The organism is Bradyrhizobium sp. SZCCHNR2028, from assembly GCF_032380995.1.
Taxonomy (GTDB): domain Bacteria; phylum Pseudomonadota; class Alphaproteobacteria; order Rhizobiales; family Xanthobacteraceae; genus Bradyrhizobium.
Map to the genome: position 1 here is coordinate 61,628 of NZ_JAUHJF010000021.1, position 17,332 is coordinate 78,959.

General features: G+C 67.2%; 15 protein-coding genes. 10 read left to right on the forward strand and 5 right to left on the reverse strand.

What is annotated here, in order from left to right:
* Positions 1 to 316 precede the first annotated feature (316 nt).
* Positions 317 to 865, reverse strand: coding sequence for a c-type cytochrome (locus QX121_RS26335; protein ID WP_315734650.1), 549 nt, complete (start codon positions 863 to 865; stop codon positions 317 to 319).
* 255 nt (positions 866 to 1,120) lie between these two features.
* Between QX121_RS26335 and QX121_RS26340 the strand changes: the two genes are divergently transcribed.
* Positions 1,121 to 1,861: a 3-deoxy-manno-octulosonate cytidylyltransferase gene (locus QX121_RS26340; RefSeq protein ID WP_315772617.1), complete on the forward strand. Its 741-nt coding sequence runs from the start codon at positions 1,121 to 1,123 to the stop codon at positions 1,859 to 1,861.
* Between the two features lie 21 nt (positions 1,862 to 1,882).
* Complete coding sequence (locus QX121_RS26345) at positions 1,883 to 2,743, forward strand: prephenate dehydratase (protein WP_315734654.1); 861 nt, start codon at positions 1,883 to 1,885, stop codon at positions 2,741 to 2,743.
* On the opposite strand, the gene QX121_RS26350 is transcribed toward QX121_RS26345, so the two are convergent.
* Positions 2,724 to 3,647, reverse strand: coding sequence for a LysR family transcriptional regulator (locus QX121_RS26350; RefSeq protein ID WP_315813415.1), 924 nt, complete (start codon positions 3,645 to 3,647; stop codon positions 2,724 to 2,726). The genes QX121_RS26345 and QX121_RS26350 overlap by 20 nt on opposite strands.
* Before the next feature lie 101 nt (positions 3,648 to 3,748).
* Between QX121_RS26350 and QX121_RS26355 the strand changes: the two genes are divergently transcribed.
* Both QX121_RS26355 and QX121_RS26360 read left to right on the forward strand, forming a co-directional pair.
* A complete protein-coding gene (locus QX121_RS26355; protein WP_315813416.1) occupies positions 3,749 to 4,618 on the forward strand; it encodes an NmrA/HSCARG family protein in 870 nt (289 codons plus the stop codon).
* Between the two features lie 85 nt (positions 4,619 to 4,703).
* A complete protein-coding gene (locus tag QX121_RS26360) occupies positions 4,704 to 5,372 on the forward strand; it encodes an SDR family oxidoreductase (RefSeq protein WP_315813417.1) in 669 nt (222 codons plus the stop codon).
* A 25-nt stretch (positions 5,373 to 5,397) separates the two neighbouring features.
* Here QX121_RS26360 and QX121_RS26365 read toward each other — a convergent pair whose 3' ends face one another.
* On the reverse strand, positions 5,398 to 6,417 hold the full coding sequence (locus QX121_RS26365) for an LLM class flavin-dependent oxidoreductase (protein ID WP_315734662.1): 1,020 nt from the start codon (positions 6,415 to 6,417) through the stop codon (positions 5,398 to 5,400).
* Between the two features lie 371 nt (positions 6,418 to 6,788).
* Between QX121_RS26365 and metF the strand changes: the two genes are divergently transcribed.
* The 5 genes from metF to QX121_RS26390 all read left to right on the forward strand — a co-directional run bounded on the left by metF (position 6,789) and on the right by QX121_RS26390 (position 14,783).
* The gene (gene metF, locus QX121_RS26370; protein WP_315772623.1) at positions 6,789 to 7,706 is read left to right on the forward strand and encodes a methylenetetrahydrofolate reductase [NAD(P)H]; all 918 of its coding nucleotides are present in this window, start codon (positions 6,789 to 6,791) and stop codon (positions 7,704 to 7,706) included.
* A complete protein-coding gene (metH, locus tag QX121_RS26375) occupies positions 7,706 to 11,572 on the forward strand; it encodes a methionine synthase (protein WP_315813418.1) in 3,867 nt (1,288 codons plus the stop codon). The genes metF and metH overlap by 1 nt, the downstream gene beginning before the upstream one ends.
* Positions 11,573 to 11,914: 342 nt before the next feature.
* Complete coding sequence (locus tag QX121_RS26380; protein WP_315775496.1) at positions 11,915 to 13,048, forward strand: ABC transporter permease; 1,134 nt, start codon at positions 11,915 to 11,917, stop codon at positions 13,046 to 13,048.
* Positions 13,045 to 13,764 carry an ABC transporter ATP-binding protein gene (locus tag QX121_RS26385; protein WP_315797079.1) on the forward strand — a complete coding sequence of 240 codons (720 nt, stop codon included), beginning with the start codon at positions 13,045 to 13,047 and terminating at the stop codon, positions 13,762 to 13,764. The genes QX121_RS26380 and QX121_RS26385 overlap by 4 nt, the downstream gene beginning before the upstream one ends.
* Positions 13,761 to 14,783 (forward strand): HlyD family secretion protein, encoded by a 1,023-nt coding sequence (locus QX121_RS26390; RefSeq protein WP_315813419.1) that lies wholly within the window; start codon positions 13,761 to 13,763, stop codon positions 14,781 to 14,783. The genes QX121_RS26385 and QX121_RS26390 overlap by 4 nt, the downstream gene beginning before the upstream one ends.
* A gap of 247 nt (positions 14,784 to 15,030) precedes the next feature.
* On the opposite strand, the gene QX121_RS26395 is transcribed toward QX121_RS26390, so the two are convergent.
* Both QX121_RS26395 and QX121_RS26400 read right to left on the reverse strand, forming a co-directional pair.
* The gene (locus QX121_RS26395; protein WP_315813420.1) at positions 15,031 to 15,663 is read right to left on the reverse strand and encodes a glutathione S-transferase family protein; all 633 of its coding nucleotides are present in this window, start codon (positions 15,661 to 15,663) and stop codon (positions 15,031 to 15,033) included.
* A 60-nt stretch (positions 15,664 to 15,723) separates the two neighbouring features.
* Entirely contained in the window at positions 15,724 to 16,317 is a 594-nt protein-coding gene (locus QX121_RS26400; RefSeq protein ID WP_315813421.1) for a GNAT family N-acetyltransferase, read from the reverse strand.
* Between the two features lie 110 nt (positions 16,318 to 16,427).
* Between QX121_RS26400 and QX121_RS26405 the strand changes: the two genes are divergently transcribed.
* Positions 16,428 to 17,318, forward strand: a complete 891-nt coding sequence (locus tag QX121_RS26405; RefSeq protein ID WP_315734679.1) for an alpha/beta hydrolase — start codon at positions 16,428 to 16,430, stop codon at positions 17,316 to 17,318.
* Positions 17,319 to 17,332 lie beyond the last annotated feature (14 nt).

Sequence of the window (17,332 nt, forward strand, 5' to 3'; positions counted from 1 at the left end):
GACTTCCTCTGAATAAGACCGCTTGAAGCAGGTGGTAGCCGTGGCCGCTGCTGCTCCCAGATCCAACGTCTGATCGTAACCCAATTCGCAAGGGCAGGTTTCGCCGGCCTCAGCGAGGTGCTCCCGCGAACCCGTTCCATTCAGGGGACCAATATACGGCAAGGTTTCGACCAATAACCTTGCTTTTTCCTCATGATACCGGGTTGTGAACGAGGTGGATGCGACCAAAGGTCCCAAATGCGGCGAAATTCGCCCCGCAAAGCAAAACGGCCGGGCTTGGGGCCCGGCCGTCGGAAATTGGTGGGTCAGCAGCCGATCACTTGGCTGCGGTGGGCAGCGGCGCCGGGCTGTCGGCCAGCGAGTTCAGATAGGCCAGCACGTCGGCCCGCTCCGAGTCCTTCTGGATGCCGGCGAAGCCCATCGCGGTGCCCGGGATGTAGCCCTTCGGATTGGCGATGAACTTGTTGAGGTCGTCGATCGTCCAGGTGCCGCCCTTGGCCTTCATCGCCGCCGAGAAGTTGAAGCCGCGGCCTTCGCCAATCTTGTCGCCGACGATGCCGTAGAGGTTGGGACCGACGCCGTTCTTCTCGCCCTTCGCGAAGGTGTGGCAGGCCGCGCACTTCTTGGCGGCGGCAGCGCCCTTCTCGACCGAGGCGGTCTGCAGCAGCTTCTCGATCGGCTCGGCCGCGGCCGGCGCCGCGCCACCCTTGGCGGCGCCCTCGGCCTCCTTCACGGCGATCTCAAAACCCGGCTTCTCCGGCATTTTCGGCGCGAAGATCGCGCCAGCGGAGAAGCTCGTGACCAGCACGACCAGACAGGCAGCCAGCACGGCGCCGATGATTTTGTTCAGTTCGAAGGAGTCCATCTTGGAATCAGGCTCCGAGGGCGGATTTCATTGTTCTGTCGGAGGCCGCGAGGCCGCGACCGCGAATCGCCCCAGGAGTCGAGATAAGGACTCGTCAAGGCATCGAGCGGAATCGAGCCGTCGCGCCTCCCCCTGCGGCAGAAGTGAGATATCGGTTTGCCCGTGCTCTGGCAACCCGTATAAGCGGGCCGCTTCTGCTGTCCCCATCCAGTCCGGCCCGCGCTGTTGCGACCGGCTCCGACCTGCCGTTCCCGGATGACCAAATCCCGAATTCTCGTGCTGATTCCCGCCCGCATGGCGTCGACCCGCCTGCCGGGCAAGCCGCTGCTCGACATCGCCGGCCAGCCGATGATCGTGCAGGTGCTCCGGCGCGCGCAGGAGGCCGCGATCGGGCGGGTGGCCGTCGCCACCGACACGCCCGAGATTGCTGCGGCCGTCACGGCCGCGGGCGGCGAGGTGGTGATGACCAGGCCGGATCATCCCTCCGGGTCCGACCGTATCTACGAGGCCATGTGCAAGCTCGACCCGGCCCGCGAGGCCGAGATCGTGGTCAACCTGCAGGGCGACTTTCCGACCATCGACCCGCAGAACATCAGCGACGTGCTGCCCCCGCTCGAGGATCCCGCCGTCGACATCGCGACCCTTGCCGCGCAGATCCACACCGAGGAGGAGAGCCTCAATCCGAACGTCGTCAAGGCGGTCGGGTCGCCTCTCGGCGGGCGGCGCATGCGCGCGCTGTACTTCACCCGGGCCACGGCGCCGCATGGCGACGGACCGCGCTACCATCATATCGGCCTCTATGCCTACCGCCGGGCGGCGCTGGAGCGCTTCGTCAGCCTGCCGCCATCCCCGCTGGAGCAGCAGGAGAAGCTGGAACAGCTGCGGGCGCTGGAAGCCGGCATGCGCATCGACGTGATGGTCGTCGACGCCGTGCCCCGCGGCGTCGACACCCCGGCCGATCTCGAAACCGCACGCCGGCTGCTGTCCAAGTCTTAAGCTGCTGCTACAAGGCCCCACATGAGCAAGATCTTGAAAATCGCATTCCAGGGCGAGCCGGGAGCCAATTCCCACATCGCCATCTCCGAGGCCTATCCGACCGCCGAGGCCATGCCCTGCGCCACCTTCGAGGACGCGCTGAGCGCGATCTCCTCCGGCGAGGCCGATCTCGGCATGATCCCGATCGAGAATTCGGTCGCCGGCCGCGTCGCCGACATCCACCATCTGCTGCCGGCCTCGGGCCTCTACATCATCGGCGAGTGGTTCCTGCCGGTCCGCCACCAGTTGATGGCGCTGAAGGGCACCAAGCTCGCCGACATCAAGACCGTCGAAAGCCACGTCCACGCGCTCGGCCAGTGTCGCCGCATCATCCGCCAGCTCGGCGTCCGGCCGATCGTGGCCGGCGACACCGCGGGCAGCGCGCGGGACGTCTCCCAGCGCGGCGACAGGAGCGTCGCGGCGATCGCCTCGCGGCTGGCGGCCGAGATCTACGGCCTCGACATCCTCGCCGAGGACATCGAGGACGAGGCCCACAACACCACGCGCTTCGTCGTGCTGGCGCGCCAGGAGCAGTGGGCGGAGCAGAATTCCGGGCCGCTGGTCACGAGCTTCGTGTTCCGCGTGCGCAACCTGCCGGCCGCGCTCTACAAGGCGCTCGGCGGCTTCGCCACCAACGGCGTCAACATGACCAAGCTCGAAAGCTACATGGTCGACGGCAACTTCTTCGCCACGCAATTCTATGCCGATGTCGACGGCCACCCGAACGACAAGGGCCTCGCTTTCGCGCTGGAGGAGCTGAAGTTCTTCTCCCGCGAGCTGCGCATCGTCGGCGTCTATCCGGCGCACCCGTTCCGCGCGACATTCAGCGAGCGGATGGAGTGATCGGACCGTCATCTCGCGGCTCCAGATAGGCCGCCAGCTCGGCCGGCGTTCCCATCGGGAACGCCTGCTTCAGATGGTCGAGAAAGGCGGAGACGCGCGCGCTCAACAGCCGCCGCGACGGATACAGCGCCCACAGCGCAACCGCTGGCGCCTCGAGATCCGCCCACTGCACGAGCCGGCCTGCGGCGAGGTCGTGGCTGGCGAGCGAGAGCGGCAGACATGCGGCGCCGACCCCGGCACGGACCGCATCGCGCACCATGATCAGCGATGACAGCCGCAGGATCGGATCGATTGCGATGCGCGATCGTGCCGTTGCAGCCGTGACGTCCCACGCTGCGATCTGCTCGGTGCTGCGAACGACAGCAGGAACGCGCGCGCCGTCCGCCGGCCTCGTCAGGGCTGGGCTCGCCACGACCACCATCTGGTCGCGCAGGAAGATGCGCCCGACCAAGCTGTCATCGGGATCGGGATTGACCCGGATCACCAGATCATAGCCCTGCTCGACCATGTCGACGGCCCGGTCGTCGGTCGTCACGTCGAGCCGGACCTCGGGATATCGAAGCGCGAACGACGCGGCGAGCTTGCCCATCGCGGTTTGCGAGAACAGCAGCGGCGCGCTGATCCGCAGGCGGCCGCGCGGCGTGTCGCCGCCCGAGGAGATCGCAGCCACGGTCTCGTCGAGCTCGGTGAGCAGCGCGCCCGCCCGCTCGAACAGCGCCCGCCCCTCCTCGGTCAGCTTCAGCGCGCGCCCGCCGCGCTCGATCAGCCTGATGTCGAGGCTCGCCTCCAGCTCGGCGACCCGACGCGACAGCGTCGCCTTGGGGCGACCGCTGGCGCGGGCGGCGCGGCCAAAGCCGCCGTGACGGGCGACCAGTGTGAAATCGGCGAGCGCCAGCAGATCCATCTGTTCCGCCAATGAGACGACCTGTCCATTTATAGCGTCTATTGGCTCGCATGTGGATCGCTATTTTCGGGGTGTCTCAACAACCAACCCGGAGTGATCCCATGACCATCCTCGTCACCGGCGCCACTGGAACCGTCGGCCGTCACGTCGTCGACCAGCTCATCAAGCGCGGCGCCGACGTCCGTGCCCTCGTCCGCGATCCTGCCAAGGCGAGGTTTCCGGCGGGCGTCGCGGTCGCGCAGGGCGACCTGCTCGACATCGATTCGCTGCGCTCTGCCTTTTCGGGCGTCTCGACCTTGTTCCTGCTGAACGCCGTCGCGCCCGATGAATTCACCCAAGCACTGATCGCACTCAACGTCGCCCGCGAGGCCGGCATCGCGCGGATCGTCTATCTCTCGGTGATCCACAGCGACGTCTACGTCAACGTGCCGCACTTCGCCGGCAAGTTCGCCGTCGAGCGGATGATCGAGCAGATGGGCCTGAACGCCACCATCCTCCGCCCGGCCTACTTCATGTCCAACGATCTCACGATCAAGAATGTCGTGCTCGGCTACGGCATCTACCCGATGCCGATCGGAGCCAAGGGCCTTGCCATGATCGACGTCAGCGACATCGGCGAGATCGCAGCGATCGAGCTGATCCGCCGCGAGCAGTCAGCCGTGCCGCTGCCGCTGACACGGATCAACCTGGTCGGCCCGGACACGCTGACCGGCGCTGATGCCGCGGCGATCTGGTCTGACGTGCTGGGCCGCACGATCGCCTATGGCGGCGACAACACCACGCAGTTCGAGACCAACCTCCGGCAGATCATGCCGAGCTGGATGGCGTTCGACATGCGGCTGATGGCCGAGCGCTTCCTCACCGACGGCATGGTGCCTGAGGCCGGCGACGTCGCGCGCCTGACGGCGCTGCTGGGTCGTCCCCTGCGCTCCTATCGCGACTTCGTCGCTGACATCGCGACCGCCGCCTGACGGCAACAAGCCCTGATCATCCACCAAAGCCAAACTGTGGGGCGCCTCCGCGGACGCGTCCCATGCCAAGTCTCAGGAGCTCATCATGACTCATTCCTCACGCGATAGCGCCAATGGCGCGAAGCCGAACATCCTGGTTCTCGGCGCGACCGGCGGCACCGGCCGGCTGATCGTGCGCGAGGCGCTGGCGCGCGGCGACAATGTCACCGCGCTGGTGCGCTCGCCGGGGAAGGCCGGCGATCTGCAAGGCGCGCATCTGATCGTCGGTGACGCCCGTGACGAAGCGACGTTGCGGAAGGCGCCGAAGGGTCAGGACGCCGTCATCAGTGCCTTGGGCACGCCGGCCGGTCCATTCCGGGAGGTGACGCTGCTCTCGACCGTGACGCGCTCGCTGCTCGACGCAATGCGGGCTGAGCGCGTCTCGCGGCTGGTTGCCATCACCGGAATTGGCGCCGGCGACAGCGCCGGGCACGGCGGCTTTCTGTTCGACAGGCTGATCTTTCCGCTGCTGCTGCGCAAGGTCTACGCCGATAAGAATCGGCAGGAGGCGATCATCGGCAATAGCGGGCTCGACTGGGTAGTCGTTCGTCCCTCGGTGCTGAACGACAAGCCGGGCGGACACACAGTGCGCGCGCTGACGGATCTCACCGACTTTCATGGCGGCACGATCGCGCGGGCCGACGTCGCGCGCTTCGTCCTGGATCAGGTGAGCGACGACAGCTTCCTGCATCGCTCGCCCCTGATCACGTGGTGAGACCAGCGACGCGCGGCGTCGATGCTCACGCCGCCGCCTTCCGCTCCAGGCCGAAGGCGTCGGCAAGCAGGCTGTAAGAGCGCTTGCGGGCGTCGTGGTCGAAGGTCGCCGTGATCACCATCAGCTCGTCGGCCTGGCTTGCCGCGATCATCGGATCGAGCTTGGCTCGCACCGTCGCCGGGCTACCCACGAACAGCCGCGACCGGTTGCGTGCGATCGAGGCGCGGTCCGCGTCTGTATACATGGTGGCCGCCGCCTCCTCGGGGCTCGGCAGCGGCAGGAACTGGCCGCGGTCGCGCCGCAGGCGGTTGAGGTCCATCGACGACGCCAGCCGCTCAGCCTCGGCGTCGGTCTCGGCCGTCACCACCGCGACCGCCAGGATCGCATGCGGCTGCGAGCGCCAGCGCGACGGCGTAAAATGCGCGCGGTAGGTTCGCATCGCGTCGACGGCATCGTGGCTGGCGAAATGATGCGCGAAGCCAAACCCCATGCCGAGTTGCGCCGACAGCTCGCTGGAATAGTCGCTGGAGCCGAGCAGCCAGATTGGCGGCAGCGGCGCATCGTCGGGCATGGCGATGACGTTGTTGTAGGGATGACCGGCAGGGAACTCGCGGGTCTCCCACAGCATCAGCTCATGCAGCCGCTCCAGGAAGTCGTCGCCCTCGCGGCGGTCGAGCCGGCTCCGCAGCGCATAGGCCGTGGTGCCGTCGGTGCCGGGCGCGCGTCCCAGACCGAGATCGATCCGGCCGGGAAACAGCGCCTCCAGCATCTTGAAGCGCTCGGCGACCACCAGCGGCGCGTGGTTGGGCAGCATCACGCCGCCGGAGCCGACGCGGATGTGCTGCGTCACCGCCGCGATCTGCCCGATCATGATGTCGGGCGACGGGCTCGCCACCGACGGCAGGCTGTGATGCTCGGCCAGCCAATAGCGGACGTAGCCGAGCTGATCGACATGGCGGGCCAGATCGATGCTGTTGCGCAACGCCACCGACGGCCTGGTGGCCGTGGTGGTGACGGAGAGGTCGAGGACGGAAAGCGGGATCATTGGCCCAACCTAATGCCTGCGCGTCGCGCCACAATGGGCTGACCGCGACCGTGACCTGCCGCGAATGCAGAGATCGACCGCAACGAAGTTGGGACATTCTGCCTGTATACAGGATGATATCTGGCATCTCCCACTGGATATTTCAGCGAGAGCCGTCCGGGACACACAGACACCCTTTGACATAACTCATGTTTCTTCGCCCACAATCAAGCCAGGCTCAGCGACAAAAACAGCAATATTCGCGGCCCGATGGGCCAAATCCCATTTACGGTGGGCTGTCACTTGCGACGCACTTCCCTTATCTTGGCACATCACGAGGGGGACGCCCCTCTTGAGTTGAAATTTACGCCCCATTCGGAACCTGCGTTGCCATGACCGACCTCGCCACCGCCATCGCCGACGGCCACACCGCGATTCCCAGGCCGAAGATCTCGTTCGAGTTCTTTCCGCCGAAGACCGAGGAGATGGACCGGACGCTGTGGGCCTCGATCGAGCGCCTCGCGCCGCTGGAGCCGAGCTTCGTCTCGGTAACCTATGGTGCCGGCGGCTCGACCCGCGAGCGCACCCACGCCACCATCGCGCGCATCCTGAAAGAGACCGCGCTGCTGCCGGCGGCCCATCTCACCTGTGTCGGCGCCTCGCGCCGGGAGATCGACGAGGTCGTCGACCGCTATCATGAGGTCGGCGTCCGCCACATCGTAGCACTTCGCGGCGATCCGCCCGGCGGCATCGGCACGCCCTACTCCACCCGTGCCGACGGCTACCAGACCTCGCCCGAGCTGATCGCCGGCATCAAGAAGCGCCACCCCGACATCGAGATCTCGGTCTCGGCCTATCCGGAGAAGCACCCCGAGAGCCGCGATTTCGACGCCGACATCGACATGCTCAAGGCCAAGGTCGACGCCGGCGCCACCCGCGCCATCACCCAGGTGTTCTTCGACAACGATCTCTACTTCCGCTACCTCGACCGTGTCCGCGCCCGCGGCATCGACATTCCGATCGTGCCAGGGATCATGCCGATGCACAATTTCAAGCAGGCGCGCGGCTTCGTCACCCGCGCCGGCACCACGGTGCCGCACTGGCTGGCCGAAAAATTCGACGGTCTCGACGACGATCCAGAGACCCGCAAGCTGGTCGCGGCGACCGTCGCCGCGGGCCAGGTGCAAAAGCTCGCCAAGCATGGCGTCGACACCTTCCATTTCTACACCATGAACCGCGCCGACCTCGTGTTCGCGATCAGCCATCTGCTCGGCATCCGTCCGAAGTCCGCCAACAAGGCTGCTGCCTGATGCCCGCCCCCGTATCCCCAGCGCGTACCGCCTTCCTTGCCGCTGCAGCCAAGCGCATCCTGATTCTCGACGGCGCCATGGGCACGATGATCCAGGCGCTGCAGCTCGACGAGGCCGCGTTCCGCAGCGAGCGGTTCAAGGACTTCCATCGCGACCTCCGCGGCAACAACGATCTCTTGATCCTCACCCAGCCCGAAGCCATCGAGGACATCCACGCGCAATATCTGCGCGCCGGGGCCGACATCGTCGCCACCAACACCTTCTCGGCGACATCGATCGCGCAGGCCGACTACGACCTGTCCGACATCATCTACGAGCTCAACCGCGAGGGCGCCCGGCTCGCCCGCAATGCGGCCACGCGTGTTGCGATCGAGGACGGCAAACAGCGCTTCGTCGCCGGCGCGATGGGCCCGACCAACCGCACCGCCTCGATCTCGCCTGACGTGTCCAACCCCGGCTACCGCGCCGTGACCTTCGACGACCTGCGTCTCGCCTATGGCGAGCAGGCGCGCGGTCTCCTTGACGGCGGCGCCGACATCCTGCTGCTCGAGACCATCTTCGACACGCTCAACGCCAAGGCGGCGCTGTACGCCATCGCTGAGCTCTGCGAGGAGCGCGGCGTCGACGTGCCAGTGATGATCTCGGGCACCATCACCGACAAGTCCGGCCGCCTGCTCTCGGGCCAGATGCCGGAGGCGTTCTGGAATTCGGTGCGTCACGCCAAGCCGCTGACGATCGGCTTCAACTGCGCGCTCGGCGCCGAGGATCTGCGCGCCCATGTCGCCGACATCGGCCGCGTCGCGGATACCTTGGTCTGCGCCTATCCCAATGCCGGCCTGCCCAACGAGTTCGGCCAGTATGACGAGACGCCGGCCTACATGGCGCGGCTGATCGGCGAGTTCGCGAGCGCCGGCCTCGTCAACATCGTCGGCGGCTGCTGCGGCACCACGCCGGACCACATCGCCGCGATCGCCGCCGCGGTCGCCCCGCACAAGCCGCGCGCCGTGCCGGAGATCGCGCCGCGGCTGCGGCTGTCGGGCCTGGAGCCGTTCGAGCTCACGCCGGAGATTCCGTTCGTCAATGTCGGCGAGCGCACCAACGTCACGGGCTCCGCCAAATTCCGCAAGCTGATCACGGCGGGCGACTACACCGCGGCGCTGCAGGTCGCGCGCGACCAGGTCGAGAACGGCGCCCAGGTCATCGACGTCAACATGGACGAGGGCCTGCTGGATTCGGAAGCCGCGATGCGGACCTTCCTCAACCTCGTCGCTGCCGAGCCGGACATCGCCCGCGTTCCCGTGATGGTCGATTCCTCGAAGTTCCACGTGATCGAGGCCGGCCTGAAATGCGTGCAGGGCAAGCCGGTGGTGAACTCGATCTCGCTGAAGGAAGGCGAGGAGAAGTTCATCCATGAAGCGAAGATCGCGCGCCGCCACGGCGCCGCCGTCGTCGTGATGGCGTTCGACGAGACCGGCCAGGCCGACACCTACAAGCGCAAGACCGAGATCTGCGCCCGCGCCTACAAGATCCTGGTCGAACAGATCGGCTTCCCGCCCGAGGACATCATCTTCGACCCGAACATCTTCGCGATCGCGACCGGACTTGAGGAACACAACAATTACGGCGTCGACTTCATCGAAGCGACACGTTGGATCCGGCAGAACCTGCCGCATGCGCATGTCTCGGGCGGCGTGTCCAATCTCTCCTTCTCGTTCCGCGGCAATGAGCCGGTGCGCGAGGCGATGCACTCGGTGTTCCTGTATCACGCCATCAAGGCCGGCATGGACATGGGCATCGTCAATGCCGGCCAGATGATCGTCTATGACGACATCGATCCCGAGCTGCGCCAGGTGTGCGAGGACGTGGTGCTGAACCGCGACCCCGGCGCGTCCGAGCGGCTGCTGGCGCTGGCCGAGAAATTCCGTGGCCAGGGCAAGCAGACCAAGGAGGCCGATCTCGCCTGGCGCGAATGGCCGGTCGGCAAGCGGCTGAGCCACGCGCTGGTGCACGGCATCACCGAATACATCGAGCAGGATACGGAGGAGGCGCGCGCCGCCTCGACGCGCCCGCTCGACGTCATCGAAGGCCCGCTGATGGCCGGCATGAACGTGGTCGGCGACCTCTTCGGCGACGGCAAGATGTTCCTGCCGCAGGTCGTGAAGTCCGCACGCGTGATGAAGCAGGCGGTGGCTTATCTGATGCCGTTCATGGAGGCCGAGAAGGCCGCCAACAAGGGCCGCGCCAACGAGCGCTCCAACGCCGGCAAGATCGTGCTCGCCACCGTCAAGGGCGACGTCCACGACATCGGCAAGAACATCGTCGGCATCGTGCTCCAGTGCAACAATTTCGAGGTCATCGACCTCGGCGTCATGGTGCCCGCGGCCAAGATCATCGAGACGGCGAAGGCCGAGAACGCCGACATCGTCGGGCTATCCGGCCTGATCACGCCGTCGCTCGACGAGATGGCCTATCTCGCTGCCGAGATGGAGCGCCAGGGCCTGAACGTGCCGCTCCTGATCGGCGGCGCCACGACGAGCCGCGTCCATACCGCAGTCAAGATCGATCCGAACTACCAGAATGGCCCGGTCGTTCACGTCAACGACGCCAGCCGCGCCGTCGGCGTCGCCTCCTCGCTGCTGTCGCCGGAGCGCAAGGATACCTACGCCACGGAGGTTCGCAGCGAGTATCAGAAGATCGCCGCTGCGCATCTGCGCGGCCAGGCCGACAAGAAGCGGCTGAAGCTCGCGGACGCGCGCGCCAACGCGCCGAAGATCGACTTCGCCAAGGCGAAGCCGGTGAAGCCGACCTTCCTCGGCGTCAAGACCTTCGCTGATTACGACCTCGCCGAGCTGGTGCCCTATATCGACTGGACGCCGTTCTTCCAGACCTGGGAGCTCGCCGGCCGTTTCCCTGCGATTCTCGACGACGCCAAGGTCGGCGAAGCCGCACGGGCGCTCTATGACGACGCGCTGAAGATGCTGAAGCGCATCGTCGCCGAGAAGTGGTTCACGGCGCGCGCCGCGATCGGCTTCTGGCCGGCCAATGCCAAGGGCGACGACATCGTGCTCTATGCCGACGACAGCCGCACCACGGCGGTCGCGACTCTGCACACCCTGCGCCAGCAGCTCGAGAAGCGCGAGGGTCGCTTCAACACCGCACTCTCCGACTTCATCGCGCCTGTGGGTTCCGGCGTGCCGGACTATGTCGGCGGCTTCGTCGTCACGACAGGCCTCGGCGAGGATGCCGTCGCCGACCGCTTCAAGAATGCCAATGACGACTACTCCTCGATCCTGGTGAAGGCGCTGGCCGACCGGCTCGCCGAGGCGTTCGCCGAGCGGCTGCATGCCCGCGTCCGCCGCGAGTTCTGGGCCTACGCTCCGGACGAGGCGCTCTCGCCGGACGATCTGATCCTGGAGAAGTATCACGGCATCCGTCCCGCGCCCGGCTATCCGGCGCAGCCCGACCACACCGAGAAGGCGACCTTGTTCGAGCTGCTCGACGCCGAGAAGAATGCCGGCGTGCGGCTGACCGAGAGCTTTGCGATGTGGCCGGGCTCGTCGGTGTCGGGCCTCTATTTCGCCTCGCCGGAGAGCTTCTATTTCGGCGTCGGCAAGATCGAGCGCGACCAGGTCGAGGACTACGCCGCGCGCAAGGGCATGACGGTGGCCGAGGTCGAGCGCTGGCTGGCGCCGATCCTGAACTACATTCCGGCAAGGAGTGGACAGCAGGCGGACGCGGCAGCGCGCGCCGTCGCTTCGCCCGCTCCGGCCAACGACGCCGCACCCGCCGAGCTCGCGAGCCATCCGGTGGGCTGCACCTGTGCCGTTCATCTCGCCTGGCGCAAGAAGGCGGTCGGCGCAAAGTAGCCGGCGCGCAGTCTCCCACCCCAAACTGTCGTCCCGGCCTCGCGCCGGGACCCATACCGCGTGATGCATCTGTCGGCCGCCGTGGTCGATACCGAGCGCAACGACACCTCCCTATGGTTATGGATCCCGACGTTCGCCGGGACGACACCAGTTATGGCGGACCGCCGTCGCCTCCCATATGCGTTCGCAGGGGCAGCACCGCATGTGACCCGTCCCCGTGTCCCCCGCGCCACGGCCGCCGCGAATGACAAAGCGCCACAGCCGGCGCCATGCGATGCAGCGTGGACTTATCCCCGCTAACCGGCTGAAATGCCGCCGGGGCCTCCGGGTGGTTTTTCGTTCATGTCGTTGCAGTTCAGGCTTGCGTCCCGAAACCTGTTCCATGACAGGCTTCGTTTCATTGCCACCATCATCGGCATCATCTTCTCGATCGTGCTGGTGACCGTGCAGATGGGCCTCTATGTCGGCTTCCGCCGGATGGTCACGACCATGATCGACCATTCCCCGGCCGAGCTGTGGATCATGCCGGTCGGCACCAAATGCTTCGAGGATCCCTCGCTGCTCGACGAGCGGCAGCGGTTCCGGGCGCTGGCGGTTCCTGGAGTGGCGGAGGCGACGCCGCTGGTGATCGGCTATGCGCAATGGCGGCTGCCGCAGGGCACCACGACGCCGGTCTTCGTGGTCGGCTCGGAACTGCGCGGGCTCGGGCTGCATCCCTGGAACGTGGTGGAGGGACGGCTGGACGACCTGTCCGTGCCGGGCGCGGTCGCTATCGACCAGACCTATTTCGAGCGGCTCGGCATCGGCGGCGCCGGCCAGGCTGCAGAGCTCCGCGACCAGAAGGTGCAGGTGATGGCTGTCACCAAAGGCATCCGCTCGTTCACGACAACGCCTTACGTGTTCACCGACGTCGACCGCGCCCGCGCCTATACCGGCATCGCCTCGAACAAGGCGTCCTATCTGGTGGTCAAGCTGGCGGCCGAGGCCGACCTCTGGACCGTGCAGCGGGCCCTGCGCGACAGCCTGTCCAATGTCGAGGTACTGACCGCAGCCGAGTTCGCGAGCCGCAGCCGCTCGTTCTGGCTGTTCGGCACCGGCGCCGGTGCCGCGCTGTTCGCCGGTGCCCTGCTCGGCCTCATCGTCGGCACCGTGATCGTGGCGCAGACGCTCTATTCCAGCACCAAGGATCACATCAACGAGTTCGCGACCCTGCGCGCGATCGGCTCGTCCAGCCGCTACATCTACACCGTCATCATCTGGCAGGCGCTGCTCAGCGCCATCGTCGGCTTCGCCGGCGCTGCGGCGATCGGCAAGATCGTGGCGGCGGCGACCGCGGAATCAGCGCTGCCGGTCATCATGACACCGACGCTGACGGTCGCGCTGTTCGTGCTGACGGTGACGATGTGCGTCGGCTCGGCGATCGCGGCGATCCTCAAGGTCATGCGCATCGACCCGACCCTGGTATTCTCGCGATGACCGACACCGTGCTCGAGGCCACCGATCTCGTGCATCACCTCGGCCAGGGGGCCGGCAGGGTGCAGGCACTGAAGGGCGTGAGCCTGTCGCTGAAGGGCGGCGAGCTGGCGCTGCTGATGGGCCCTTCGGGCAGCGGCAAGACGACGCTGCTGTCGATCCTGGGTTGCCTGATGACGCCGGATGGCGGTGCCGTGCGGGTTGCCAACCAGCCGGTCGCGGGGCTCGATCCCGAGGCGCTGGCGAAGCTGCGCCGCGAGCGCATCGGCTTCATCTTCCAATCCTATCATCTGTTTCCGACGCTGAACGCCGAGGACAATGTGCGGCTCGCGCTCGATGTGCGCGGCGAACGCGCGGGGTCTGCGAAGAAGGCGGCGCGCGAGGTGCTCGAGAGGGTCGGCCTCGGTCCGAAGAAGCGGTCGTTCCCGCGCGAGCTCTCGGGCGGCGAGCAGCAGCGCGTCGCGATTGCCCGCGCCATCGTCGGCAAGGCGCAGGTCATTCTCGCCGACGAGCCGACCGGCGCGCTCGATACGGCCAATGGCCATGCGATCATGACCCTGCTCGCGGACATCGCCAAGGATCCCTCACGCGCGGTGCTGGTGGTCACGCACGATCCGCGCATCCTGCCGTTCGCCAATCGCGTCATTCACATCGAGGACGGCCGCATCGTCCGCGAGGAGAGCGGCGGCGAGTCCATGAAGAAAGTCTCGCACGCATGATATCGGGAATTCCAGAACGCGCTCACCTGCTCGGGCTCGTCGCAGCGGCCGCACTTGCTATCATCGTCACGCCGACCTCGATTCCGCCGACAGCGCGCGCCGCCAATGCCCAGGAGGAACGCTGGCTGGCCGTCGCGCCCGGCCGGGTCGAGCCGGCATCCGGCCTGATCAAGCTCGGCGCGCCCGTGGTCGGGCCGATCCAGGAGGTGCTGGTCAAGCCGAACGAGACCGTGTTCACCGGCCAGGCCCTCGTGCGGCTCGGCGACGCCGAAGCCCGCGCGCAGCTCGCCAGCGCCGAGGCGCAGGTCGCGATGCGCAAGCGCGTGCGCAACAAGGAGTCGACACCGTCTGGCGCGGGTCCGCGGCGCCGGGCCGAAGACGGCGTCGCCGACGCGCAGGCGGCCGTGTTCGACGCGCGTGCTGCGCTCGACAAGGCGGTGGCCGAGCGGCGCGCAGGGCACGGCGCCGATGCCGATGTCGACACCGCACGCACGCAACTGACAGTCGCGCAGGCGAAGCTGGAGCAGCAGGCCGACGAGCTGCGCAAGGTCACCGCTGATGCGCCACTGCCGATCAGCGCCGAGGGCCAGCTCAACGTCGCCCGCAGCGAACTGCAGGGCGCCCGCGCCACGTTGGAAAAGCTCACCATCCGCGCACCGCTCGACGGCACGGTGCTGCAGGTCAATGCGCGCACCGGCGAGATCGCCTCGCCGCAGGCGACCCAGCCGATGGTGCTGCTCGGCGACACGTCGTCGCTGCGCGTGCGCGCCGAGCTCGACCAGCGCGACCTCGACAAGATCAAGGTCGGCCAGCAGGCCGTGGTCCGCTCCGACGCCTTCCGCGGCCGCGACGTCGCCGGCAAGGTCGCCGCCATCGCCCCCCTGGTCGAGAGCAGCCGCGCTGCTGCGCTCAGCCAGCGCAACATGACCGATGTCGATGTCGTCGAGGTGCTGGTCGATCTGGCCGAGCCGGGCCCGTTCGCGGTGGGCATGAAGGTGGACGTGTATTTCCGGCCGTGAGGGGCGCGCCGTTCGGCCCACGCCTCGCGCGCTGCTGCCCACCCGCCCCTGGAGGGGGAGGGTCGCTCGCACGCGCAGCGGGCGTGCGGGGTGGGTGAAGCCACGAGCACTGCTGCTGATGGAGAGATCACCCCACCGCGCCTCACGTTTCGCTTCGCTCATCGTGAGGCGACCCTCCCCCTCCAGGCCCTCCAGGGGAGGGTGAGCACCGAGCAAGCGGCACGGTCTGACGTCTCGATGGACTCCATCAATCCCCGCTCGGCGGGGCCAGCGGCTGGACGATCTCCTGGAATGGCGGCAGCGCCTCGCACCTTGCGGCATGCGCGGCCAGCGCCGGATAGCGCGTGGCGTCGAACAGATGCGGATGCGCCTCGCGTGTGAAGCGCAGCACGCAGGCGACGGCAATGTCGGCATGGCCGATTCGCTCGCCATGCCAGTAGTCTGTCGTGATTGCGGCGCGCTCCGCCTCGAGCATCACCAGCACGCCCGAGATCTGCGTCTCGCAACGCGCGACCCACAGGGCCAGGCGGTCCTTGCGCAGCACGCGCTCATAGATCAGGCTGACGGCCTTGTCGCCCAAGCCAGTCGCGAGCGCGATCGTATGCAGCTGCCTGCGGCGCAGCGCGCCGCTCCGCGCCAGCATCGCGCGCTCGGGCCCGACGGTCTCGTCGAGATGGTCGAGGATCGCGACCGAATCGATCAGCGCCTCGCCGTCGTCGAGCACCAGCACCGGCACGCGCAGCAGCGGATTGTACGGCGCGATCTTGTCGGCATCGCCGAAGGTCGACCACGGCTTGTGCTCGAACGGCAGGCTGTAGAGCCTGAGCGCAATCGCGGTGCGACGGACGAAAGGCGAGTCGTATTGGCCGATCAGGAACATCGGTTATCCTCCTGTGCGGCGCATTGAAGCGCCGTTCGGCGCCGTTGTCAGCTCCCATGTTCAGGCGAGCAGCGGCACATGCGGTGCGACATCGCACGGCAGCGTGCCGTCGAGGCGCGGATCGGGGGCGATCTCGATCTGGCGGCGATAGGGCCGGAAGCCGGAGCGCTGGTAGAAGGCGAGCGCGCGCGGATGATCGAAGCTGCAGGTGTGGACCCAGAGCCGCGTCAGCGGCTGCGCCCAGGCGCGGCGCAGTGCGTGATTCATCAGCAGGCGGCCGGCGCTGGTGCCGATCAGCTTCGACGTGACGCCGAACAGCACCAGCTCGCAATCGGACTTCTTGCGGAAATCGAGCTCCAGCAGGGCTTCATCACCGCCGTCATGCGCCAAGGTGTAGATCTCGACTCCGTCAGCGCGAATCGTCTTGGCAAGCTCCGCATCGCTCATCCGCGTGCGCTGCGACCACAGCCACTCCCAGCCGACGCGGGCATAGAGGTCGCGGTACCAAGCGAGATCGGGCTGCGCGACGCGGCGAATGCTCCAGTCGCCGATCGGATCGGGCGGCAGCACTGGCGGTGCCAGCATTTCCAGCGAGGTCACCACGGCCGCGACCTTGCCGGGCGGGACGTCGAAATATCCGTCGGGAATGGTCACTCAAGACGACCTGATTGAAGAGTGATCGGCAACTTGCTTACCCCGGACGTAATTGGAACCGCACAGCGGTCCCGGCATGGTCGGCGCATTCAACATCAGGAGCCATGCCCATGCAACGACGAGACGTGCTGCTGACCGCGGCAGCAGCCAGCTTCGCGGCGACGGGAGCGAGCCTCGCCGCCGCACCGACCGCGGCGCGCCCGCGTATCCGCTGCAGCGACGGCGTGACGCTCTATCACGAGGAGTGGGGCAGCGGCCGGCCGGTGCTGTTCGTACATGCCTGGGCGCTGACCAGCGCGATGTGGACCTACCAGATCTCCGATCTCAGCCAGCGCGGGCTGCGCTGCATTGCCTTCGACCGCCGCGGCCATGGACGCTCCGACGTGCCGGGCAGCGGCTACGAGCTCGACCGCCTGGCGGACGACATCGCCGAGGTCATCGCGCAGCTCGACCTTGATGACGTCGCGCTGGTCGGCATGTCCATGGGCTGCAACGAGATCCTCAACTACGTCGCGCGGCACGGCACGGGACGCATCTCGCGCATCGCGATGCTCGGACCGACGACGCCGTTTCCGCTGCAGACCGCGGACAATGCGCTCGGCGCGCCCCACGGCTATTTCGAGCAGTGCTGGGCCGCGTGGCAGAGCGACTTTCCGAAATGGATCGAGGACAACAAGCTGCCGTTCTTCACGAAGGACGCCTCGCCGCAGATGATGGAATGGGTCGCGGCGATGATGCGCCAGATGCCCATTCCCGTCGCGGTCGCCACCAACCGCGCGCTGATCGCGACCGACCTGCGGCCGGTGCTTGCGAAGATCGACCGTCCCGTGCTGATCCTGCACGGCGACAAGGACGTCTCGGCGCCGCTCGACATGACGGGACGGCCGACCGCCAAGGGCATCAAGGGCGCCGAGCTGAAGGTCTATCCCGGCGGCCCGCATGGGCTGTTCGTGACCCACATGAAGCAGGTCAATGCCGACCTTGCTGCGTTCCTGGCTTAGCTGCTGTGGGACGT

What these genes read in the sequence shown, in the direction of transcription:
- QX121_RS26335 (WP_315734650.1), bottom strand. Translation starts at nt 865, where the DNA reads ATGGACTCCTTCGAACTGAACAAAATCATCGGCGCCGTGCTGGCTGCC.
- QX121_RS26340 (WP_315772617.1), top strand. Translation starts at nt 1,121, where the DNA reads ATGACCAAATCCCGAATTCTCGTGCTGATTCCCGCCCGCATGGCGTCG.
- QX121_RS26345 (WP_315734654.1), top strand. Translation starts at nt 1,883, where the DNA reads ATGAGCAAGATCTTGAAAATCGCATTCCAGGGCGAGCCGGGAGCCAAT.
- QX121_RS26350 (WP_315813415.1), bottom strand. Translation starts at nt 3,647, where the DNA reads ATGGATCTGCTGGCGCTCGCCGATTTCACACTGGTCGCCCGTCACGGC.
- QX121_RS26355 (WP_315813416.1), top strand. Translation starts at nt 3,749, where the DNA reads ATGACCATCCTCGTCACCGGCGCCACTGGAACCGTCGGCCGTCACGTC.
- QX121_RS26360 (WP_315813417.1), top strand. Translation starts at nt 4,704, where the DNA reads ATGACTCATTCCTCACGCGATAGCGCCAATGGCGCGAAGCCGAACATC.
- QX121_RS26365 (WP_315734662.1), bottom strand. Translation starts at nt 6,417, where the DNA reads ATGATCCCGCTTTCCGTCCTCGACCTCTCCGTCACCACCACGGCCACC.
- metF (WP_315772623.1), top strand. Translation starts at nt 6,789, where the DNA reads ATGACCGACCTCGCCACCGCCATCGCCGACGGCCACACCGCGATTCCC.
- metH (WP_315813418.1), top strand. Translation starts at nt 7,706, where the DNA reads ATGCCCGCCCCCGTATCCCCAGCGCGTACCGCCTTCCTTGCCGCTGCA.
- QX121_RS26380 (WP_315775496.1), top strand. Translation starts at nt 11,915, where the DNA reads ATGTCGTTGCAGTTCAGGCTTGCGTCCCGAAACCTGTTCCATGACAGG.
- QX121_RS26385 (WP_315797079.1), top strand. Translation starts at nt 13,045, where the DNA reads ATGACCGACACCGTGCTCGAGGCCACCGATCTCGTGCATCACCTCGGC.
- QX121_RS26390 (WP_315813419.1), top strand. Translation starts at nt 13,761, where the DNA reads ATGATATCGGGAATTCCAGAACGCGCTCACCTGCTCGGGCTCGTCGCA.
- QX121_RS26395 (WP_315813420.1), bottom strand. Translation starts at nt 15,663, where the DNA reads ATGTTCCTGATCGGCCAATACGACTCGCCTTTCGTCCGTCGCACCGCG.
- QX121_RS26405 (WP_315734679.1), top strand. Translation starts at nt 16,428, where the DNA reads ATGCAACGACGAGACGTGCTGCTGACCGCGGCAGCAGCCAGCTTCGCG.